Origin of the sequence: Microbispora sp. NPDC046933 (assembly GCF_040644635.1) — a bacterium.
In the GTDB taxonomy this organism is placed as follows: Bacteria; Actinomycetota; Actinomycetes; order Streptosporangiales; family Streptosporangiaceae; genus Microbispora.
This window is the reverse complement of record NZ_JBEYWW010000011.1, coordinates 76,569-95,681: the sequence shown is the minus strand read 5'-3', so window position 1 is coordinate 95,681 and position 19,113 is coordinate 76,569. Positions and strand designations below refer to the sequence as shown.

The 19,113-nt window shown below is 73.0% G+C and carries 20 protein-coding genes; 6 read left to right on the top strand and 14 right to left on the bottom strand.

What is annotated here, in order from left to right; all coding sequences use genetic code 11:
* Nucleotides 1–88 precede the first annotated feature (88 nt).
* The 4 genes from ABZ857_RS16830 to ABZ857_RS16815 form a co-directional block, all read right to left on the bottom strand.
* Nucleotides 89–1,432 (bottom strand): TfuA-like protein, encoded by a 1,344-nt coding sequence (locus ABZ857_RS16830; protein ID WP_357043770.1) that lies wholly within the window; start codon nucleotides 1,430–1,432, stop codon nucleotides 89–91.
* Between the two features lie 52 nt (nucleotides 1,433–1,484).
* A complete protein-coding gene (locus ABZ857_RS16825; protein WP_357043768.1) occupies nucleotides 1,485–2,651 on the bottom strand; it encodes a YcaO-like family protein in 1,167 nt (388 codons plus the stop codon).
* Nucleotides 2,652–2,750: 99 nt separating this feature from the next.
* Entirely contained in the window at nucleotides 2,751–3,563 is an 813-nt protein-coding gene (locus ABZ857_RS16820; protein WP_357043766.1) for an ABC transporter permease, read from the bottom strand.
* Nucleotides 3,564–3,565: 2 nt separating this feature from the next.
* Nucleotides 3,566–4,483, bottom strand: coding sequence for an ABC transporter ATP-binding protein (locus ABZ857_RS16815; protein ID WP_357043764.1), 918 nt, complete (start codon nucleotides 4,481–4,483; stop codon nucleotides 3,566–3,568).
* A gap of 310 nt (nucleotides 4,484–4,793) precedes the next feature.
* On the opposite strand from ABZ857_RS16815, the gene ABZ857_RS16810 reads away from it, so the two are divergent.
* The 4 genes from ABZ857_RS16810 to ABZ857_RS16795 all read left to right on the top strand — a co-directional run bounded on the left by ABZ857_RS16810 (nucleotide 4,794) and on the right by ABZ857_RS16795 (nucleotide 7,765).
* Nucleotides 4,794–5,045 (top strand): LuxR C-terminal-related transcriptional regulator, encoded by a 252-nt coding sequence (locus ABZ857_RS16810; protein WP_357043762.1) that lies wholly within the window; start codon nucleotides 4,794–4,796, stop codon nucleotides 5,043–5,045.
* 71 nt (nucleotides 5,046–5,116) lie between these two features.
* Nucleotides 5,117–5,602, top strand: a complete 486-nt coding sequence (locus ABZ857_RS16805) for a hypothetical protein (RefSeq protein ID WP_357043760.1) — start codon at nucleotides 5,117–5,119, stop codon at nucleotides 5,600–5,602.
* Between the two features lie 150 nt (nucleotides 5,603–5,752).
* On the top strand, nucleotides 5,753–6,742 hold the full coding sequence (locus ABZ857_RS16800; protein ID WP_357043758.1) for an alpha/beta hydrolase: 990 nt from the start codon (nucleotides 5,753–5,755) through the stop codon (nucleotides 6,740–6,742).
* Between the two features lie 18 nt (nucleotides 6,743–6,760).
* Nucleotides 6,761–7,765: a helix-turn-helix domain-containing protein gene (locus ABZ857_RS16795; RefSeq protein WP_357043756.1), complete on the top strand. Its 1,005-nt coding sequence runs from the start codon at nucleotides 6,761–6,763 to the stop codon at nucleotides 7,763–7,765.
* 69 nt (nucleotides 7,766–7,834) lie between these two features.
* Here ABZ857_RS16795 and ABZ857_RS16790 read toward each other — a convergent pair whose 3' ends face one another.
* On the bottom strand, nucleotides 7,835–8,686 hold the full coding sequence (locus ABZ857_RS16790) for a siderophore-interacting protein (RefSeq protein ID WP_357043754.1): 852 nt from the start codon (nucleotides 8,684–8,686) through the stop codon (nucleotides 7,835–7,837).
* Nucleotides 8,687–8,948: 262 nt separating this feature from the next.
* Between ABZ857_RS16790 and ABZ857_RS16785 the strand changes: the two genes are divergently transcribed.
* A complete protein-coding gene (locus ABZ857_RS16785; protein WP_357043752.1) occupies nucleotides 8,949–9,323 on the top strand; it encodes a hypothetical protein in 375 nt (124 codons plus the stop codon).
* A 204-nt stretch (nucleotides 9,324–9,527) separates the two neighbouring features.
* Nucleotides 9,528–10,862: a glycoside hydrolase family 6 protein gene (locus ABZ857_RS16780; protein WP_357043750.1), complete on the top strand. Its 1,335-nt coding sequence runs from the start codon at nucleotides 9,528–9,530 to the stop codon at nucleotides 10,860–10,862.
* An 8-nt stretch (nucleotides 10,863–10,870) separates the two neighbouring features.
* Here the strand turns inward: ABZ857_RS16780 and ABZ857_RS16775 are convergent, their stop codons facing one another.
* The 9 genes from ABZ857_RS16775 to ABZ857_RS16735 all read right to left on the bottom strand — a co-directional run bounded on the left by ABZ857_RS16775 (nucleotide 10,871) and on the right by ABZ857_RS16735 (nucleotide 18,881).
* A complete protein-coding gene (locus ABZ857_RS16775; protein WP_357043748.1) occupies nucleotides 10,871–11,263 on the bottom strand; it encodes an MmcQ/YjbR family DNA-binding protein in 393 nt (130 codons plus the stop codon).
* On the bottom strand, nucleotides 11,260–12,672 hold the full coding sequence (locus ABZ857_RS16770; RefSeq protein WP_357043746.1) for an MFS transporter: 1,413 nt from the start codon (nucleotides 12,670–12,672) through the stop codon (nucleotides 11,260–11,262). The genes ABZ857_RS16775 and ABZ857_RS16770 overlap by 4 nt, the downstream gene beginning before the upstream one ends.
* 69 nt (nucleotides 12,673–12,741) lie before the next feature.
* Entirely contained in the window at nucleotides 12,742–13,755 is a 1,014-nt protein-coding gene (locus ABZ857_RS16765; RefSeq protein ID WP_357043744.1) for a cytochrome d ubiquinol oxidase subunit II, read from the bottom strand.
* Nucleotides 13,755–15,119: a cytochrome ubiquinol oxidase subunit I gene (locus ABZ857_RS16760; protein WP_357043742.1), complete on the bottom strand. Its 1,365-nt coding sequence runs from the start codon at nucleotides 15,117–15,119 to the stop codon at nucleotides 13,755–13,757. Before ABZ857_RS16760 ends, ABZ857_RS16765 begins: the two co-directional genes overlap by 1 nt.
* A gap of 39 nt (nucleotides 15,120–15,158) precedes the next feature.
* Nucleotides 15,159–15,461, bottom strand: coding sequence for a hypothetical protein (locus ABZ857_RS16755; protein ID WP_357043740.1), 303 nt, complete (start codon nucleotides 15,459–15,461; stop codon nucleotides 15,159–15,161).
* 200 nt (nucleotides 15,462–15,661) lie between these two features.
* Nucleotides 15,662–16,204 (bottom strand): hypothetical protein, encoded by a 543-nt coding sequence (locus ABZ857_RS16750; RefSeq protein WP_357043739.1) that lies wholly within the window; start codon nucleotides 16,202–16,204, stop codon nucleotides 15,662–15,664.
* An 8-nt stretch (nucleotides 16,205–16,212) separates the two neighbouring features.
* The gene (locus tag ABZ857_RS16745; RefSeq protein WP_357043737.1) at nucleotides 16,213–16,854 is read right to left on the bottom strand and encodes a response regulator transcription factor; all 642 of its coding nucleotides are present in this window, start codon (nucleotides 16,852–16,854) and stop codon (nucleotides 16,213–16,215) included.
* The gene (locus ABZ857_RS16740) at nucleotides 16,845–18,071 is read right to left on the bottom strand and encodes a sensor histidine kinase (protein WP_357043734.1); all 1,227 of its coding nucleotides are present in this window, start codon (nucleotides 18,069–18,071) and stop codon (nucleotides 16,845–16,847) included. The genes ABZ857_RS16745 and ABZ857_RS16740 overlap by 10 nt, the downstream gene beginning before the upstream one ends.
* A 138-nt stretch (nucleotides 18,072–18,209) precedes the next feature.
* Nucleotides 18,210–18,881, bottom strand: a complete 672-nt coding sequence (locus tag ABZ857_RS16735) for an alpha/beta hydrolase (protein WP_357043732.1) — start codon at nucleotides 18,879–18,881, stop codon at nucleotides 18,210–18,212.
* Nucleotides 18,882–19,113: the final 232 nt, after the last annotated feature.

The following is a 19,113-nucleotide window of genomic DNA, read 5'->3' as shown; positions in this document are numbered from 1 at the left end:
CACTCGCCGGCTCACCGCTCGGCTCATGGTCGCGCTCCCCTCCTCACTCGCTACGCGGGCGGCCTCGTCCCTCAGCCCACCACTCCGCTCACTCGTCGGCTCGCCGCTCCGCGGCACGCGCGTTCTGGACGTCGAGGGCGAAGAACCTCCTGACGGTGTGTCCCAGCTCCTGCATGCCGGTGAAGCCCCGCCGGGCCAGCTCCACCTCCGCCGAGGTCCCCTTCCCGTGCCAGTGACGCAGGAAGATCTTCGCGCAGATCTCCGGCGGCGGGACGGCGAGCCTGCCGCGGGTCCGCTCCGCGGCCTCGTCGGCGCGGGCGACGATCTCGGACCACTCGTGCCAGTGGCCCGACTCCCTGACCCGTTCCAGGACGACCGGCCTCCAGTCTTCCGACTGCCAGATCGGCCAGACCCGCACCATGACCAGCCGCAACTGCTCGGCGACGGGGAGGGCGGCGAGCTCCGTTTCGGTGAGCCACGACGCGAGGACGGGCGGCAGGGCGGAGTGCTCGGCGACCCCGAGCCTGGCGCGGGCGTACGCCTCCAGGCCGAGGCCCCGCGCGGCGGCGAGATCCGCCAGCAGGCCGGTCAGCGCCTCCTCGTGCAGGCGGGGATAGTCGTCGCCGAACAGCCGCCCGGCGTTCACGACGTCGAGGTCGGTCATCCACCTGTCCGGGGCGTACTCGCGCCTCGACCGCCACTTCAGCGCCTCGTAGTGGGTGATCCCCGTCAGCGCCGTGTCGGCCGCCCAGTCCGCGGATCTCTCGTCAGACCTCTCGCCGGGGCGCTCGCCGACCGCCCGCAGCGCCGCCATCGCGTCCAGCCGCTTGACATCCCACTCGCCCATGCCGATCAGCCGCTCCAGCGTCGCGAGATGGTCGCGGTCGCAGGAGTCCACCGCCGCGTCCAGCTCGCGCCAGGTCCGCTGCATGAAGGGCAGCGCCTTCGCCGTCCGGACGATCCGCTCCCCGGCCGCCGCCGGGATCAGGCCCGTCCGCGCCCCCTCGCGACAGCCGTACCGGATGTTGACCAGCGCCACCGTCCCGGCGGGGTATCCCCGGTCGGCCGGTCCGTGCACCACGGCGACCTCGTCGTCCCCGTCGACCTCGCCGGTCGCGTACATGTCGAACACGGTGCCCGCGCCGCTCATGCCGTACGGGCTGAGCTCCGCCGCGCGCAACGCGCCCATGCTGGCCGCGCCGATGACATGCACGCCCTCGTCGATCAGCCAGAGGATCTCCTTGTGGCCCACCGACAGCCGTTCGCGGTAGTAGCCATCGATGATGACGGCGGTGTCGTTGGGGCTCCAGGTCTCGGCGAGGAGGTCGCCCCGGGCCACGGGCGGCCGTACCCGCGCCTGCGGCACGACGCTCAGGACCTCGTCACGGGAGATCGTCGGCCCGGTGTAGACGACCACGTTCGGCGAGCTCATCAGAACCCCTCGCTCATCAGAAGACCCTGAGTCATCACAAGACCCGGGCTCATCAGAAGACCTCCGCGCAGACGCGGCTCCCGGGCGCCAGCACCCTGACGACCGGGACCCCGATGTCCTCCCTCGTCAGGTCGACGACGAGGGGCGCGTGGGAGAAGGCGACCGCGGCCCGTTTCACCACGTCCTCCAGGTCGTCGACCAGGCTCTCGTGCGCGTGCATGGGCGTTGTCGGCGCTCCGGCCTCCCCGGCCGCCGGCTCCGGCCGCCGCTTGGCGCCCAGGTCGTCCTGAATGTCGGAACGCAGGTCGTCGCGCGCGCCCGAGACGTAACCCAGCCTGGCCTGCGCGGCCTCGGTGAGGGCCCGGCTGAGCGCGATGGCCGAGCTCAGGTGGCAGCCGAAGCCCATGAACGGCGGAGGATAGTCGTCGCAGGTGATCCGGGCGACGAAGCACGGCAGCCCGGTCGGCGAGGTCAGGGACCTCGCTTCCAGGCGGACCCCGGCCCGCTCCATCGTCACGCACAGGTCGTCGACGACCGACGACCCGAGCGAGCGCGGGTCGACCCGCACGCCCCGGTCACCGCCGGTGACGAAGGCCGTCACCGCGTCCCGCTCGATCACCTCGTACAACGCGTGCAGCACGGCCTCCGCCTGCGTGTTCCCGCTGGCCAGCCCGTTCGTCGAGGAGAAGAACGCCGGCGGGTTCCAGCCCGTCCTGCGGACGAGGGTGAACTCCACCACGTCCCTCGGGACAAGGGTCCGCGACCCGTCGACCAGCGACCTGGCGGCGACCCAGTCCACCGGCAGGCCGTCGTGCAGCAGGGTCGGCGTGCACAGGGGGAGAGCGTGGACGTCGTAGCCCAGCTCCCCGGCCACCTCGCGGGGAGAGGCCGTCGTGATCGGCGCCATCGGCTGCTCCGCGTGCCAGAGCTCGACGGCCTCCATCATCGCCGACAGCTTCGCCAGGTCGGGCGTGACGCCCTTCCCCTGGGAGACGGCGAGGGTCCGGGCCGTGGGCCTTATCGCCTGGAACGTCGGGATGCCCAGGGTGTCGAGCCTCGTGATGTCCGCGACCCGGGTGATCCCGGCCCTGCGCGCCGCGCGGCCGGCCATCTCCAGCGAGGCCGCCGGGTCCCTGGCCCGGTCCGTCCCCGGCAACCGGACCTTCGACTGGTCGGAGAGGGAGAGGATCCATGAGTGGGAGGAGGTGTCTGTCCGCATCGTCCCCTTGCCCTGGTTCGAAGTGACCGCCGAAGTGACCGCCGAAGTGACTGCCGAGAGTGAGGTGCCGAGGTGAGGTGCCGGATCGGATGGTGCCGCTCAGATGTTGCCGGCGCGCTTGAGCAGGGCCCGGCCGCCCACGGCGTAGCCGGCGACCGCCATGACCGCCAGCACGAGCAGGTCCACCCATGCCTCGCCGACGCCGAAGACGGCGGCGTCCCGCATGCCGTTGATCGCGTACGTCAGCGGGTTGACCACGGAGATCCACTGCAGCACCGTGGGCATGCTCTCGGTGGTGTACATCGAGGGGGCGCTGAAGACGAGGACGGGCATCGACACGTTCGACAGCACCATGAAGGCCTGGTAGTCGGTGATCGTGATCGCGGCCGCCAGGTACAGCCCGTTGAGCGCCAGGGCCGACAGCGTGAGCGCCGTCAGCAGCCCGAACCAGTTCTCCGGGCCGAACGGGAGGTCGAAGATGATCGCGGCCACGGCGAGGCCCAGCAGGGTCTGCCCCAGCACCAGCGACACTCCGGCGATCATCTTGCCGAGCAGGAAGCGCGACCTGCGCATGGGGTACGACCACAGCTGCGTCGCGACCCCGCTCATCTCCTCCTGGAACACGGCCATGGCGGACGTGCCCGCCGCGCTGACGACCGACATCGCCAGCGTCATGGGGAGCAGGAAGACCGCGAACCCCACGCTGACGCCCTTGTAGTCGACCACCCTGACGAGGTTGCTCAGCGAGGTGTTCACCAGCAGCAGGTACACCAGCATCGGCGCCAGGCCGAGGATGAGGTAGACCCGGTTGCGGGCGAGCAGCGCGTACTCCCGGTAGAGCACCGCGGCCAGGTCGGCCGCCCTCGTGGTCCGGGCGGGGGGCGCGTTGTGGAAGTGCAGCCCGGCGGCCATCGTCACCCCTCGTTCCCGGTCATCCGGAGGAAGACCTCCTCGAGCGAGTCCACGGCGGTCGTCACCCCGGTGATCGCGATCGCGTGGTCCTGGCAGTATCGGGACAGCTCCGGCAGCACGTCCCGCGCCTGGGCGTCGTCGATGCGCACCTCGTCGTCCTCGGCCTTGGCCCGCAGCCCGGCCGACTCCGCCCAGGCGGCCACCAGGCCGCCCGCCGCGGGGTCCTCGACGGTCACCAGCAGGTGGGTGCTGCCGAACTCCTCCACGAGCTCGCGCGGCTTGGCGAAGCGCAGCACCTTCCCCCGGTCGACGACCAGGACGCGTTGGCTGTTGCGCTCCAGTTCGTCGATGTGGTGGCTGGTCCACAGCACGGTCACGCCGTGCTCCTCGCGCAGCCAGGTCACGAAGCGCTCGACCTGGCGCCGCCCCGCGACGTCCAGGCCCGCGGAGGGCTCGTCGAGGATGAGCAGCTGCGGGATGGTGAGCAGCGCCCGCACCAGCTGCAACCGCTGCCGCTGGCCGCCCGACATCTGGAAGACCAGGCGCTGCATCGCGCCGGCCAGGCCGAGGAAGTCGGCCACCTCCAACGCCCACGGCCGGACGTCGCGCCACCGCAGCCCGCGGAACCTGGCGGCGATCCGCAGGTTGTCGAGCGCCGGCAGCATCATGTCGAACGGGCCGGTCTGGTGCATCGCCCCGATGCCGCTCTTCGCGAGGACGGGCTGGCGCACCGGATCGGCGTCGAAGACCCGGATCTCACCGGAGGTGGGGGTGGTGACTCCGCAGATCATCTTGATCAGGGTCGTCTTGCCCGCGCCGTTGGGGCCCAGGAGCCCGACGGTCTCCCCCTCGGCGATCTCGAAGGAGACGTCGTCCACGGCCGGTCGCTCGCTGCCCCGATAGCGTTTGGTCAGCCCCACAGCCGTCACGACATCTCTCAACACAGCCTGCCCTTCACTTCGCCCTCCCGCTGTCGGTGTGCTCCTGAGCGATGTGAGCGGCTCTCCGCTCGTCCCCGGCCTGACCGGAACGCGTCGCAGGTCGAGTATGAGCCGGGGACGAGCGGGTGACACAACCCCACAAACGTGGGCTACCGGCGTGGCCGGGAAGGCCATAACCGGGGCCATGGCCGGGCCATACCGATCGTTAAGCGCCCCTTCCTAGGGTCGCCGCAAAGGGACCCCCACCAGGCTCCCTTCAGTCGAACGGCGATCCGAACCGGGACTGCACATGGACCTTCTTTCCGACGGCCTGATAAACGATCGCGACAGGTGGCTGATCGTCATGCTGGCCAGGGGCTACACGACGACGAGGATCGCCCGCGAGATGCACCTCAGCCGATACACGGTGGCGGAGCGCATCAGCAAGCTGCTCGTCCAGTTCGCCTGCAGCAACCGCAGTCAGCTCGTGGCCTACTTCTACGCGCACCGGCTCCTGAACGTCGACAGCTGGCCGCCCAGCGTCTCCGGCGTCGTCGGGTAGGACGGGTCGTCCGTCCATTCGCGGACAGGAGAAGGCCGGGGCGGCGAACCCCGGCCTGCCGTCCGGTCACCGTGCCTGACCTGCCCGTCCGGTCACCGCGCCTGACCTGCCCGTCCGGGCCGCGTCAGCGAGTGGACGGCGTCGCCTCGGGTGACGCGCCGGCGGGCGCCGACGGCGTGGCCGAGTTCGCCGCCGCTCCCGTGGCCGATCCCGTGGCCGATCCCGTGGCCGATCCCGTGGCCGATCCCGTGGCCGATCCCGTGGCCGAGGAGGAGGGATGCGGCGAGGCGTTCGCGACGGGCGTCGCCGTGTCCGGCGCTCCGGCGGAGGTGAAGACCAGCACCCCCGTCGCGACGGCCACCACCGCCACGACGGCGGCGGTGGCGTACGTGATCCTTCGCGCCAGCCGCCTGCGCTCCTCGCGCCGCCTGGCTTCCTCGCGCCGCATGGCGGCGCGCATGCGCTTCACCTTCCGCTGTGACATGGGCACTCCCGAGACCGCTCCCCGAGACGTCGTCGGGCGTCACCATAGCCGCGAGCGCGTAACGCGGATCTAAAATCCGCTCGCTGCGCTCAGGCGTGTCACGGCACCCGCCGAATGGCGGGTAGTCTCCGCCGAATGGCGCTGGATCGCCGCCGCCGTGTTTCTCACGATGGTGAGCACGGACCAGTTGGTCACAGGCAACCTCCACGATACGGGAGCCCCGTTGAGCAGCACTCTCCCCTCGGCCGCCACCTCGCCGCCCTTCGATCCGGAGCTGGCCGCCGCACTCGCCGTACTCGGCGAGACCCTGCCGCCGTCGCTCACGCCGGACATGATCCCGCTCCTGCGATCAGGGATGTCGAACGGCTCCAGCCTGCCCGACGAGGCGCTCAGCCGCGGCGGAGCCTTCGAGGTGGAGGAGCGTGCGGTGCCCGGCCCGGCCGGGGCGCCCGACGTCTCGCTGCTCATCTGCCGCCCGGCCGGCGCCACCGCCCCGCTCGCCGCCGTCTACCACACCCACGGCGGGGGAATGATCGTCGGCGACAACCGCGTGGGCGTCGACAGCGTGCTCGACTGGGCGCAGGAGCTCCAGCTCGTCGTCGTGTCGGTCGAGTACCGCCTGGCGCCCGAGCACCCGCACCCGGCTCCCGTCGAGGACTGCTACGCGGGCCTGGCGTGGACCGCCGCCCACGCTACCGAGCTGGGCATCGACCCGGAGCGGATCATCGTCGCCGGGGCCAGCGCGGGCGGCGGGCTGGCCGCGGCGCTGGCCCTCATGGCCCGCGACCGCGGCGGTCCCGCCCTGGCCGGGCAGATGCTCATGTGCCCCATGCTCGACGACCGCAACGACACCCCGTCGTCCCATCAGATGGCCGGGCTCGGCGTCTGGGACCGCACCGCGAACGAGACCGGGTGGACGGCCCTGCTCGGCGACGCCCGCGGCGGCCCCGACGTCTCCCCCTACGCCGCCCCCGCGCGCGCCACCGACCTGTCCGGGCTGCCGCCCGCGTTCATCGACGTCGGCTCGGCGGAGACCTTCCGCGACGAGGACGTGGCGTACGCCGGCGCCATCTGGCGGGCAGGGGGCAGCGCCGAACTGCACGTGTGGCCGGGCGGGTTCCACGGCTTCGATCTCATGGCCCCGCAGGCGGCCGTCTCGCAGGACGCCCGCGCCGCCCGCCTGCGCTGGCTGCGCCGCCTCCTCGGCAGCTAGCCCGGCCGGGAGCACGGGATGAAGGACCTCGCCGGGCGGCTGTCGGCGCTCGACCCGGACGCCGGCGCCGCCCTCCAGGTCATCGCCTACTTCGACCGGCTGGTCGAGGCACGGGCGGGGCTGGAGGCGATCGCCCGCGGCGCCGCCGTCCTGGCCGGCTGCCCGGCCTGCCTGACCGACTCCGAGCGCGGCGTCCACGTGCGCGTGCTCCCCGACGGCCGCCGCACGGACGCCGGTCCGCCGCCGGATCCGGCCTGGCCCCGCATCGCCGTGCCCGGCGGGGCGGCCACCCTGTGGCTGGAGCGCCCACCACCGCCGGGACCGGTCGGCGCGATGGTGCTGGAGCGGGCCGCGGCCGCGGCGCGGGGTGTGCTGGACCGGACCCGGGGCCGTGCCCCGGTCCGCCGGCGCATGGACGATCCCGCCCTGGTCGAGGTGCTGCTGGACGCCGCCGCTCCCCCGGCCGCGCGCTCGCTCGCCGCCCGCGAGCTGGGCCTGCCCGGCGGCGTCGCCGTACGGGCGGTCGCGCTGGAGGGCGGCGTCGCCCACGTGGCGACCACCCGCCGGCCCGTTCCCGAGGGGGTCCGGGCGGGAGTGGGGCCGGCGGTGGACGTGCTCGACCTGCCACGCTCGTGGGCGCTCGCCCGGACGGCGCTGCGGCTGGCCGCCGAGGGCACCCCGCAGGACCCGGGGCCGCGGGTGGTGCACGCCGACGAGCTGGGCGGGCTCGCGGCCCTCGCGGCGGCCGTCGGGCCCGGCACCGCGACCGACCCGGACGTACGCGCCCTCGAACGGGCAGGGTCCGCGGCGCCCTGGATGCTGACCACCCTGTACGCGGTCGCCTACGCACCCAGCCTGCGCGCCGCCGCCGCGGGGCTCACCGTGCACCACTCGACCCTGCAGGACCGGATCGCGCACGCCGAGCATCTCCTCGGCTGGACGGTACGCGATCCTCGGGGGCGGCTGCGGCTCCAGCTGGCCTTCGCGCTGCGCCGCCTGCACCGCGACACCGGCTCTCCATGACCGGGTCTCCCGTCAACGGCGGTTTCCCGTGACGGCGGTCGCGCGCGAGGACCGGCCGCGTGGCCGTCGTCAGCCGCCGAGGGCCGTGGACTCCTCTTCCTCGATGCGGCGGTTCCACTCCCCCTTCGAGGACTGCCAGCCGTCCTCGTCCCGGCCGCGCCGCCAGTAGCCGGAGATCGACAACCACTCCAGCGGCAGGCCGCGCTCCACGCGCAGGTATCGCCGCAGTTCCTTGACGAAGTTCGCCTCTCCGTGGACGAAGGCGTGCACGACGCCCTCGGGGAACTCCAGCTCCCGCACCGCCCGCACCAGCGCCTCGCCCACCTGCGCGCCGCGGCGGTGCAGCCACACGATCTCCGCGTCGCCCACCGTCTGCAGCTTCTGCTCCTCCTCCGGGCCCTCCACCTCCACGAACACCCGGGCCGGCGCCCCGGCCGGGAGCCGCTCCAGGGCGGCCCCGATCGCCGGGAGCGCGCTCTCGTCGCCGGCCAGCAGGTGCCAGTCCGCCTCCGCGCTCGGCGCGTACGCCCCGCCGGGGCCCAGGAAGCGGATCACGTCGCCCGGGCGGGCCCGCAGCGCCCAGGGCCCGGCCAGTCCCTCGTCCCCGTGGTAGACGAAGTCGATGGTCAGCTCCCGCGCCTCCGGGTCCCAGGCCCGTACGGTGTAGGTCCGCGTCTTCGGCCACTGGTCGCGCGGCAGCTCGGCGCGGATCACCGCCATGTCGAACGGCTCCGGATAGGCCACTCCCGGCAGCGGGAACAGCAGCTTCACGTAGTGGTCGGTGAACTCGCCCGCGCCGAACCCGGCGAGTCCCTCACCACCGAGCACCACCCGGATCATGTGCGGGGTCAGCCGCTCGGTGCGTTCCACCACGCCGGTGGTCGCCCGGGGTGCGCGCCGCGCCGGTTCGGTCGTCGCCATAGAAGTTCCCTTCGTCAGACTGCTTAGGTAAGCCTAACCTCGTCCCGGGGACATTCGTCACCGAGCCAGGTCGTCGCCTGCCGTGGCCGGCCTGTGGGCACCCCCTGGCGCTCCACCCCAAGCGCGGCGCGGTGGTCGTGCCCGTGCCGCCGGGAGAGGCCGCGGACGTGCTGGAGCTGCGGCTGGCGCTCGAACGGTCCGCGGCGGATGAGCATCTCCGCGCTACGCCCGCGGGCGTGGTGGCCCAGGGGGGCCGTGGCCCATGGTCACCCCGTACGCCGTCCACCTCCTCCTCACCATGGCGATACCCGTGCTGCTCATGCGGGTGCCGGAGACACGGCCGCCGCTCGCGCACGCGACGGGTTCGGTCCGGCGGCCCCTCACGTCACTGGTGGACGACCTGCGTGTCCCCGCGCCGGCCCGCAGGCGGTTCCGGCTCGTGGTCCTGCCGATGGCGCCGTGGGTGTTCGGCACCGCCGGACCGGCGTACGCGGTCATTCCCCAGTTGGTCGGCTTCCGCATCGGGGACCGGGGCCTCGCGTACGCGACCGGGCTGACCGTGCTGACCGCCCTGGTCTGCCTGGGCCTCGTCGTGACCGGCGCCCGCGTCACGGAGCCGGCCGCATCGGCCCGATGACGACCCCATGCCGTCGACTGAAGCTTTCAGGCGTCGCGGCATGCGGCGGCATCGGGCGGCGCGGCGTTCGCCGAGATGAGAGCGGGTGACCGCCCCCGGAACGACGCACCGTAGGGCGGGCGGTGCGATCGAGCCCTGTACGCGCCCGCCCGGCCGGTGAATCGTGCGTGGTGACGAAAGGTCTCAGCGGTGAGGAGGCACGGCATGGCGGTGCGGCTGGGCACGCGTCTCATGGCGATGGTCACGGCGGTCATCCTCCTGCCGGTCACGGCGGTCCTCACGGGCGCCCCGGCCGCCGCGGACGCCCGCGTCGACAACCCCTACGTGGCCGCCGGGCGCTACGTCGATCCCTGGTGGTACGCGTCGGCCGCGGCCGAGCCCGGCGGCGCGGCGGTGGCCAACCAGCCGACCGGCGTCTGGCTCGACCGCGTCTCCCTCATCGAGGGCACCGCCTCCTCCCCCGGGCTGCGCGCGCATCTGAACGAGGCCGTCCGGCAGGACGCCTTCGATTCGGCCCCGCTCACGATCCAGATCGTGCTGAACGACCTGCCCGACCGGAACTGCACCCACCCGGTCTCCAACGGGGACTTCAGCGTGACGTCCGACGGCCTGAACCGCTACCGGACCGAGTACGTCGATCCGATCGCCGAGATCCTGGCCGACCCGGCCTACCAGCGGTTGCGCGTCGTGGCGATCGTCGAGCCCGACTTCCTGCCCGGGCTGCTCCTGCCCGCCGCCACCACCCGCTGCGCCGCCGTGCAGGCGAGCGGCGCCTATCCCGAGGCGCTGCGGTACGCGGTGACCCGGCTGCACGCCATCCCCAACGTGTACGTCTACCTCGACGCCTCCCACCACGGTGTCGTCGGCCATCCGGACAACTTCGGCCGGGCCGCCGGCCTGCTCGCGAGCATCGTGGGCGCGACCGGGGGCAAACCGTCGCCCGTGCACGGCTTCACGGTGAACGTCGCCGGCTACGGCGCCCTGGTCGAGCCCTACTACGACGCCCGCATGGTGATCAACGGAAAGCCGGTCAAGATCTCGCGGTGGGTCGACGGCAACGACTACGTGGACGAGCTGTCCTTCGCCCAGGCGTTCCGGCAGCGGCTCATCGCGGCCGGCTTCGGGTCCGACATCGGCATGGTGATCGACACCTCGCGCAGCGGCTGGGGCGGCCCGTATCGCCCGGCCCGCAGGAGCACCTCCGGCGACGTGAACCGGTTCGTCGACGAGTCCCGGACGGACCGCCGCCACAGTGTCAGCAACTGGTGCAACCAGACCGGCGCCGGGCTCGGCGCGCGGCCTACGGCCATCCCCGCCACCGGGATCGACGCGTACGCGTGGATCAAGCCGCCGGGCGTCTCCGACGGCGCAAGCGTGAACGTCACGAGTCCCGACGGCATCCGGCCCGACCCGATGTGCGACCCCACATACTTCCAGGCGACCGTGCCCAGCGGGGCGCTCCCGTGGGCCCCGCCGGCCGGGCAGTGGTTCGGGGCGCAGTTCCAGCAGCTCCTCGCCAACGCCTACCCGCCGCTGTGAGACAGCGGCTACGCGGTCGGCCGTTCGTCGAGGAGCCGGACCAGTCGTTTCGGCGCGATCAGCCGGTAGCTGTCCTCGATCAGCCCGGCGATCTCGTCCCAGTCCTGATCGGCGTCCAGGCGTGCGCCCACCCAGCCGTTGCGGCCGACGTACGGCGGGACGAAGAAGCGCTCGGGGTCCGAGGCCACGAGGGCGTCCTGCACCCCGGGCCCGGCCTTGAACGTCAGCGACCGCCCGTCCTCGCTGGTCATCGCGAACAACCTGTCGCCGACCCGATAGGAGGGCGCGGCGTGGCCCCCGAACGGCTTCTCCACGGCCTCCGGCAGGGACAGGCAGATCTCCCGGAGCCGGGCCGCCGCCTCCTCATCGCCCACGTGGCTCGCCCCTTCCACGATCGTCATGACCGACCAGAGTACGGGCCGTCCCCGGGTCGCACCACCCGGCGCGAAACGGTGAGGGCGGCCAGCAGCGCCACGGCCGCCAGGACGGCCGGCGCGGCACGGGCGCCCGTCTCGTGGGCTCCCGCGAGGTGCAGGGCCAGGGTCACCGCGGCGATGCCGAGCGCCGTGCCGATGCCGCGTGCCATGTTCACCATGCCGCCGGCCGTGGCGGACACCCGTTCGGGGACCGCGGCCATGACGACGGTGTTGTTGGCGGGCACGAACAGGCCGAGCCCGGCGCCCGTCAGCGCCAGGCAGGCCCCGGCCCAGCCCTCGCCGGCGGGATCCGCGGCCAGCAGCGCGCAGCCGGCGGCCGCCGCCACGGCGCCGGCGACGCACCTGCGCCGGTCGCCCCAGGCGCGGGGCAGCAGGTGGTCGCTCATGAGGGCGCCGGCCGCGAAGCCCGCGGGCAGCGCCGTCAGGACCAGTCCGGTGACGAGTTCGCCGGTCCCGGCGGCCACGAGGACCTGCGGGATCAGCACCAGCGGGCCGAACAGCACCAGGTAGCCGCCCAGCGCTCCGGCGAGCCCCGCCGTGACGACGCGGCTGCGGAGCAGGGCGGTGTCGATGAGCGCGGACGGGACCCGCGCCTCCCACCGCCAGAAGCCGATCGCGGCCCCGGCGGCGACGGCGAGCAGGAGGGGGACCGACCAGGACGGCAGGTCCAGGCCCGAGATCACGGAGGCGGCGAGCAGCAGGGCGCTGGTGGAGGCCGCGAGCAGGACCAGTCCCGGCCAGTCGAAGGGGCCGCCCCTCCCCCGTTGCCGCGTGCGCGGCAGCAGGTAGCGGCCGGCGATCACGGCCGCGCAGCCGACCGGCACGTTGATCCAGAACACCCACCGCCATCCCGCCGTGGCGACCAGCGCTCCGCCGAGGGCCGGTCCCAGGGCCAGGCCGAGTGCCTGGGCCGCCGCCTGCATGCCCAGGCCGGTCCGCATGCGCGCCCGGGGGACGCTCGACACGACCAGGGCCACGCTGTTGGCCTGGAGCATCGCCGCGCCCGCCGCCTGCACCAGCCGGCAGGCCACCAGCACCGCCAGGGACGGCGCCAGCCCGCAGGCGGCCGAGGCGGCGGTGAACACGACGAAGCCGTAGAGGTAGACCAGCTTGCGGCCCGCCACGTCGGCGAGCCTCCCGGCCCCGGCCAGCAACGCGACCAGCACCAGCAGGTAGCCCAGGGAGACCCATTGCACGGCCGCCAGCGAGGCCCGGAACTCCCGCTCCAGCGCGGGAAAGGCCAGGGTGACGATGCTCGCGTCCAACTGTCCCATGAACGCGCCGATGCACACCGCGCCCACCGCGAACCAGGGGGCGTACGGGTGCTCGCGCACACGGTGGGGGCGGCGCGACTCCCTCAGCAGATCACGCATCCTCCGACCCCTGCACCCAGCCTATCCCCGCAGGTGGGAACGGCCCCGAGCGCCCGCCGCCGGGGCGGCTCAGCCGGGGGTGCCCCGCTCGAACGGCAGGCGGTGCTGGACGGCGAGCAGCCACGCGATCGACGGCAGCACCAGCAGCGCGCCCGCCCCGGCGACGGCGAGAACCGCCGTGATCACCGCCGGTTCCGCGGCCGCCTGCCGGTAGGACACGGCCGGCGGCAGCATGAGCGGATACTGCGCCACCGCCCAGCCCCCCATCACCGCGGCCACGGCCAGGGCGGCGGTGCCGCGTACGAGCAGGTAGCGCCGCAGCCACAGCAGCGCGATGGAGGCGACGCCGAGCACGGCGCTCGCCACGACGAGCGGGAGCGCACGGTGGGTGAGGCCGGTGAAGAGCCGGGGGGCGTCGGCGTGCAGCACCCCGATGCCGCCGAGGGCGACCACGCCGGTGACGGCGGCCGCGGCGAGCGCGCTACGCCGGAAGGCCTCGGCCATCCCGGGCAGGCGGGACCGCACGGCGTCGTCGCACAGGTAGACCGCGGCCAGGTAGGCGCAGACGGCCACCGCCAGGACGCCGCCCAGCATCGAGGTGGGGTTGACCCATGCGCCCACCAGGTTTCCCCTGGCCAGGCCGGGCGGCACCCGGCCGGACGCGACGGCCCCTGCCACCGTGCCGAGGAAGAACGGCGTGAGCACCGACGACAGCGCGAAGGCCCCGCCGAACAGGCGCTGCTGCCACAGTTCGGTGCTGCTCTTGCGGAACGCGAACGCGGCCCCCCTGCCGATGATCCCGAACGCGGCCAGCGTGAGCGGGATGTAGAGCGTGGACATGACCGCCGCGAAGACCGGCGGGAAGCCGGTCCACAGCACCACGAGCACGAAGATCAGCCAGACGTGGTTGGCCTCCCAGACAGGGCCGAGCGAGTGCTCGATGAGCCGCCGCCGGGGCATGCCCGCCCGGCTGCCCCCGGCCAGCAGGTCCCACAGGCCGCCGCCGAAGTCGGCCCCGCCGAGCAGGGCGTACAGGGTCAGGCCGGTCCACATGACCCCGAGCAGGACCTGTGCCGCCTCCATCAGGGCGTCTCCCGTTCCTGTGGCGCGACCGGCCGGGCGCGGACCAGGAGCCGCAGCACGTACACGGTCGACACCGTGAGGACGGTGTAGACGGCGACCAGCAGCAGGAGTCCCGCCCACAGGTTGGGCGCGGGGTTGACCGCGTCGGCGGTGCGCAGCCTGCCGTACACGACCCACGGCTGACGGCCGAGCTCGGTCACCACCCAGCCCGCCTCGACGGCGACGACGGCGAGCACGCCGGCGGCGGCCGCCGGCCACAGGAACAGGCGGGAGCGCGGGATCTCGCGCCGCCGCCACCAGGTGAAGGCGAGCCAGGCCGCCAGCAGCAGGAGCAGCACGCCGATGCCGACCATCGTGTCGAAGCACAGGTGGACCGGCGTGACGGGCGGCCGGTCGGCGGGAGGCGTGCGGTCCAGCCCCTGGACGACGGTGTCCGGGCTGTAGCCGACCAGCAGCGACAGTCCGTCGGGGATCTCCAACGCGTAGCGCAGACGGTCGCCCACGAAGATCCCGCCGACGCTCAGCGGCGCGTTCGGCCCGGTCCTGGGAAGTCCCTCCATGGCGGCGAGCTTGGTGGGCTGGTAGTCGGCGAGGAAACGCGCGGCGTAGTCGCCCACCACGATCTGGACCGGCGCCAGCGCGCCCGCGAGGGTGAAGGGCACCAGGAAGCCGAGGCGGTGGTAGCGGTCCCACCGCCCGCGCAGCAGGGCCACGGCGTACACGGAGGCGGTGGCGAAGCCCGACACCATGAACGCCGCGACGATCATGTGGATGGTCTGCGGCGGAGTGGCGGGGTTGAACATGGCCGCCCAGGGCGACACGTGCGTGACGCGCCCGCCCTCCAGGAGGAAGCCCCGCGGCTGGTTCATCCACGCGTTGGCCGCGACGACGAAGAACGCCGAGGCCACACCGGCGATCATCACCGGCACCCCGGACAGCAGGTGGAGTCTGGGCGGAAGCCGGTCCCACGCGTAGAGGTAGATCCCGATGAAGATCGCCTCAAGGAAGAACGCGATGCCCTCCAGCGCGAACGGAAGCCCGATCACCTGGCCGTACACGCCCATCAGGCCCGGCCACAGCAGGCCCATCTCGAAGCTGAGGATCGTGCCCGACACGGCCCCGACGGCGAACAGCACGGCCACCGCCTTCGCCCAGCGCCGGGCGAGGCGCAGGTAGTCGTCGTCGCCTCGGCGCAGCCCCCGCCACTCGGTGAACAGCAGCAGGGCGGGCATGCCCACCCCCAGGCACGCCACGATGATGTGCCACCCGAGGGACAGGGCCATCTGTGTCCGCGCCGCGGCCAGGTCGGCCCCGCCCGCCGGGCCGGCCGCGGCGATCAGCGGCGCCGCGAGCGCAGCTCGCATCGTCCGCTCCCCGCCGGGGAGCCCCGGCCGGGGCTGAGGTCAGTGGTCATCCCAGTGACCGTTGTGGCGGACGTGGCGGTGCCCGTCGTGGATGTAGTCGACGTGGTCGCCGTGCGGCACGGCCACGTGCCCGCACCCGGGCCCGTGCTCGTGGTCGTGCGCGTCGTGGACGGCGTGCCCGCTCGCCTCGCACTCGTCGACATGGCTCTCGTGAACCCGGTGCAGGTGGCCGTCGTGGACGTAGTCCACGTGGTCGCGGTGCGGCACCGCGACATGGCCGCACCCGGCGCCGTGCCGGTGATCGTGCTCCGTGTGCGGATGGTGCTCAGTCATTGTGGTCATGGGGGGATTCCCCTCTCCGAGAACCGCGGACTGGTGCGTAGGTACCCCCGCCCGTACGCCGGAGGCAGCGCCCCGACCGGCTTTTGCGCAAGCCGTTGAGAGGCTCTACCGTTCCTTGGGATGTGACCGGATGTGAGCACGCTTCGAGCAGCCGTGGCCTTACGGCCTGGCCTCCCCGCGCTCTCACGCGACCGGGGATCTCACCGGGCGCTCCCTGATGACGACTCGCGTGACGCGGAGCCGCAGGTCACCTCCGACGCGGTCGGCGGGCACGGCATGGTCCGGTCAGGTGTCATCACCAGCACGCCGACGCCGGGCGGTGCGCTCAAGGTGTAGACGGTGCGGCAGCCGGCATCCACCGGCCCCAGGTCCCGGGAGCAGGTCACCGCGACCCGCAGCGTCTTCCCCGACTCCCAGGTCTCGCTCAGCGAGGGTGGCCCGCCGTGCCAGGTCGTCTCCCGCTTGACAGACAGGCGTCCGGGGACACCCGGGGCGACCCGCACGTCGACCCTGCCCCGCACATCCACGATGATCTGGGGCGTCGTGACGGCGTACGTCACGGTCCTCGTCTCGGTCCCCCGCTGATCGAGGACCGACGACTCGTAGGAGCCGGGGAAGGAGAAGTCGTAGCTGTGGGGAACGCGGATCTCCGACCACGCCGCCAAGGCCATGGCCACCACCGCGGACACGGTCAGCGCCGCGCCGGCGGTGATCCATCTGGCCCGCACCGCTCTTCGCATCATGCCGCCTCTCAAATCTTCAGGAATCGCAGCACGGCCAGCACTCGCCGGTGATCCTTCTCGGCGCCGGAAAGCCCGAGCTTGGCGAAGATGTTGTTGATGTGTTTGCCGACCGCGCTTTCGGTGACCACGAGGGCCTCGGCGATGCCGGCGTTGGACCGTCCCTCCGCGATCAGCGCGAGCACCTCGTACTCCCTGCGGGTCAGCAGGTCCAGGGGATCGCTGTGCCGGCGCAGCAGCAGCTGGGCGACCACTTCGGGGTCCAGGGCCGTGCCGCCCGCGGCGACCCGCCGCAGCGAGTCCAGGAACTCGGCGACGTCGGCTATCCGGTCCTTGAGCAGGTATCCGATGCCGGTCGTCGCCGTGGACAGCAGCCGAGTCGCGTAGCGTTCCTCGACGTACTGCGAGAGCACGAGGATGGGCAGCTTCGGCCGCCGGTGCCGCAGCAGCAGTGCCGCGCGCAGCCCCTCGTCGGTGTGCGTCGGCGGCATCCGCACGTCCGTGACGACGAGATCGGGCTCGTGTTCGTCCACCGCCCGCAGCAGCCCTTCGGCGTCGGACACCGCGGCCACGACCTCGATGCCGGCTGATCCGAGGACCCAGACGAGGCCCTCCCTGAGGAGGACGGAATCCTCGGCGAGCACTACGCGCACGGCAGCTCCACCTCGATCGTCGTCGGGCCACCGCTCGGGCTGTCGATGCGCAGGGTCCCGTCCACCGATCCCGCCCGCTGCGCGAGGCCGCGCAGGCCCGACCCCTTGGCGGGCTCGGCGCCCCCACAGCCGTCGTCGCGTATGACGATGCGGAGCACGTCGGCGTCGCGGCGCACGGTGACGTCGGCCTCGGAGGCCCGCGCGTGCTTGGCGATGTTGGTCAGCGCTTCGGAGACCACGAAGAACGCGACCGCCTCGATCACGGGAGCGGCCCGTTCCGGCACGTCGACGCTGAGCCGTACGGGGAAGGGGGCACGCGCCGCGAGACCGGACAGCGCCGCGTCCAGCCCCTGGTCGTTGAGCACGGCCGGGTGCAGCCCCTGCACGACGTCGCGCAGGTCCTTCAAGGCCTGCTTGGCTTCCTCGTGCGACCGCGCGATGGCCTGGCGGGCGGGCTCCGGCAGGTCGGTGAAGGCGGCGCGGGCCATGCCGAGGTTGAGGGCGAGCGACACGAGCCGCTGCTGTGTGCCGTCGTGCAGGTCGCGTTCGATCCGGCGGCGTTCCGCGTCGGCGGCCTCGACCACCTCGGCCCGGCTCTCCCGCAGCGTCTCCACCCGCCGGGCCAGCTCGTCTTTCACGCTGGGACCGAGCAGCGCACGCGCCGCGACCGCGTCGAGCGCGGTGATCCCCCGAAGCAGCCACGGCACCACCACGAACAGCGCGAGCGCGACCGCGGCGGGCAGGGAGGCCGTCCAGCCGCCTCCCGCCATCAGGATTTGTACGGCGACGATGGCCGCGACCAGGCACGCCGACCACGCCACGGCCCCGCTCAGGAAGCCCGTCGCGCCGATCAGGGGCCCGATCGCCAGGTGATAGGCGACCTGCCGCCACAGGCTGCCCGATCGCGCCTGCAGGAGAAGCCGTCTGAGCGGGCTTCCGTCCCGAGGGAGACCCGGTAGCGGGGGGATGACGTGGTCGAGGAAGGCGGCGAACCGGGAGCGCTGCAGCCAGGTGAGCAGCGGCACCATCCAGGTGAGGATCAGCAGCGCGACCAGGGGGACGACGACCGTCCACGCCAGCACTATCGACAGCGCGCCCAGACCCAGGATCGCCGCCATCGACATGAGCGCGATCGGGACGCCCGCCGTCACGTGGATGGTACGGAGCCAGGTTGGCGACGACCAGTGGCCGAAAATCCGGTCCCAGGGTGTGGTCATGCGCTCACCTTAGAGACGGGTACGGCTCGACCGACATGACCCGGGCATCCCAGAAAAAGGTGAGGTAAACCCCACCTTTCCCCGAGCCGCGGCCTGAGCAGGAGCAGCGTATGGGCATCTTTTCCTGCCGTGTCATCACTATCGGGACGAGCAGAGGGTGCCTGCGGGAGCCAACGTCAGCTTCGTCAGATACCGGTCGGCGTACCTGGTCACGCACGGGTCCTTCGCCCGCAGGTAGACGACGTGGACGGGGCCGCCATAACGGACGGCGACCGAGCCCGGGATCCTGCTCACCAGGAGCTCGGTGACCGGAAAGTCACGGTCGCCGCCGAGTCCCAGGACAGGAGGCAGGCCGGCCGGCAGGGGGCGTGGGGGGTTCACCGGCCGGTGCCGCCAGCCGGAGCAGGCCAGGGCCTCCAGCCCGATGCCGACCCCGCCGCCGAAGTCGTGGGAGATCCGCTCGCTGTAACGGCGGTCGCTGACGAGCGCCTCGTACCCCGGCCTCACCAGGCCGTCCGGGCACCGGGTCGCCGCCGCGCCCGGCGAGCTCCAGCTCGCGGAGAGGCCCAGGATCTGCTCGCCGAACCAGGCGAAGTCGCCCTTACTCGCCTTGAGCAGCGCGTGGGCGAACTCCGGTGCCTTCTCCGGAACGGGGAGGACCAGCCGGGCCAGCGCCTTGAGGTGCAAATCGGTCAGTCTGATCTCGCCCAGCCGGGCGGAGGCGTACGTGACGGGCCTGCGGCCGGTGCTCTTGATCAGCTCGCCAGAGCCTGCGCACGTTCCGCCCCCGCAGGGCGCACGCGTCGTCACCGGCGCACCAGGTGGTGAAGCGTTTGAACTCCGCCTCGGTGGTGCGCAGCCGCGCGCGTTCCATGCCGCGCCAGCCCACCGTGGTCGGCCAGACCGGGGCGCGGCCGTGAGAGATCACTAATGGCCCGGTGACATGGCCGAGGCATCCCAAAACAAGGTGAGGCACACCCCACCATCGCACCTGCGCCCAGCCCCCAGGGCGGCCGGCCGCCGAGGACGGGAGGATCACCAC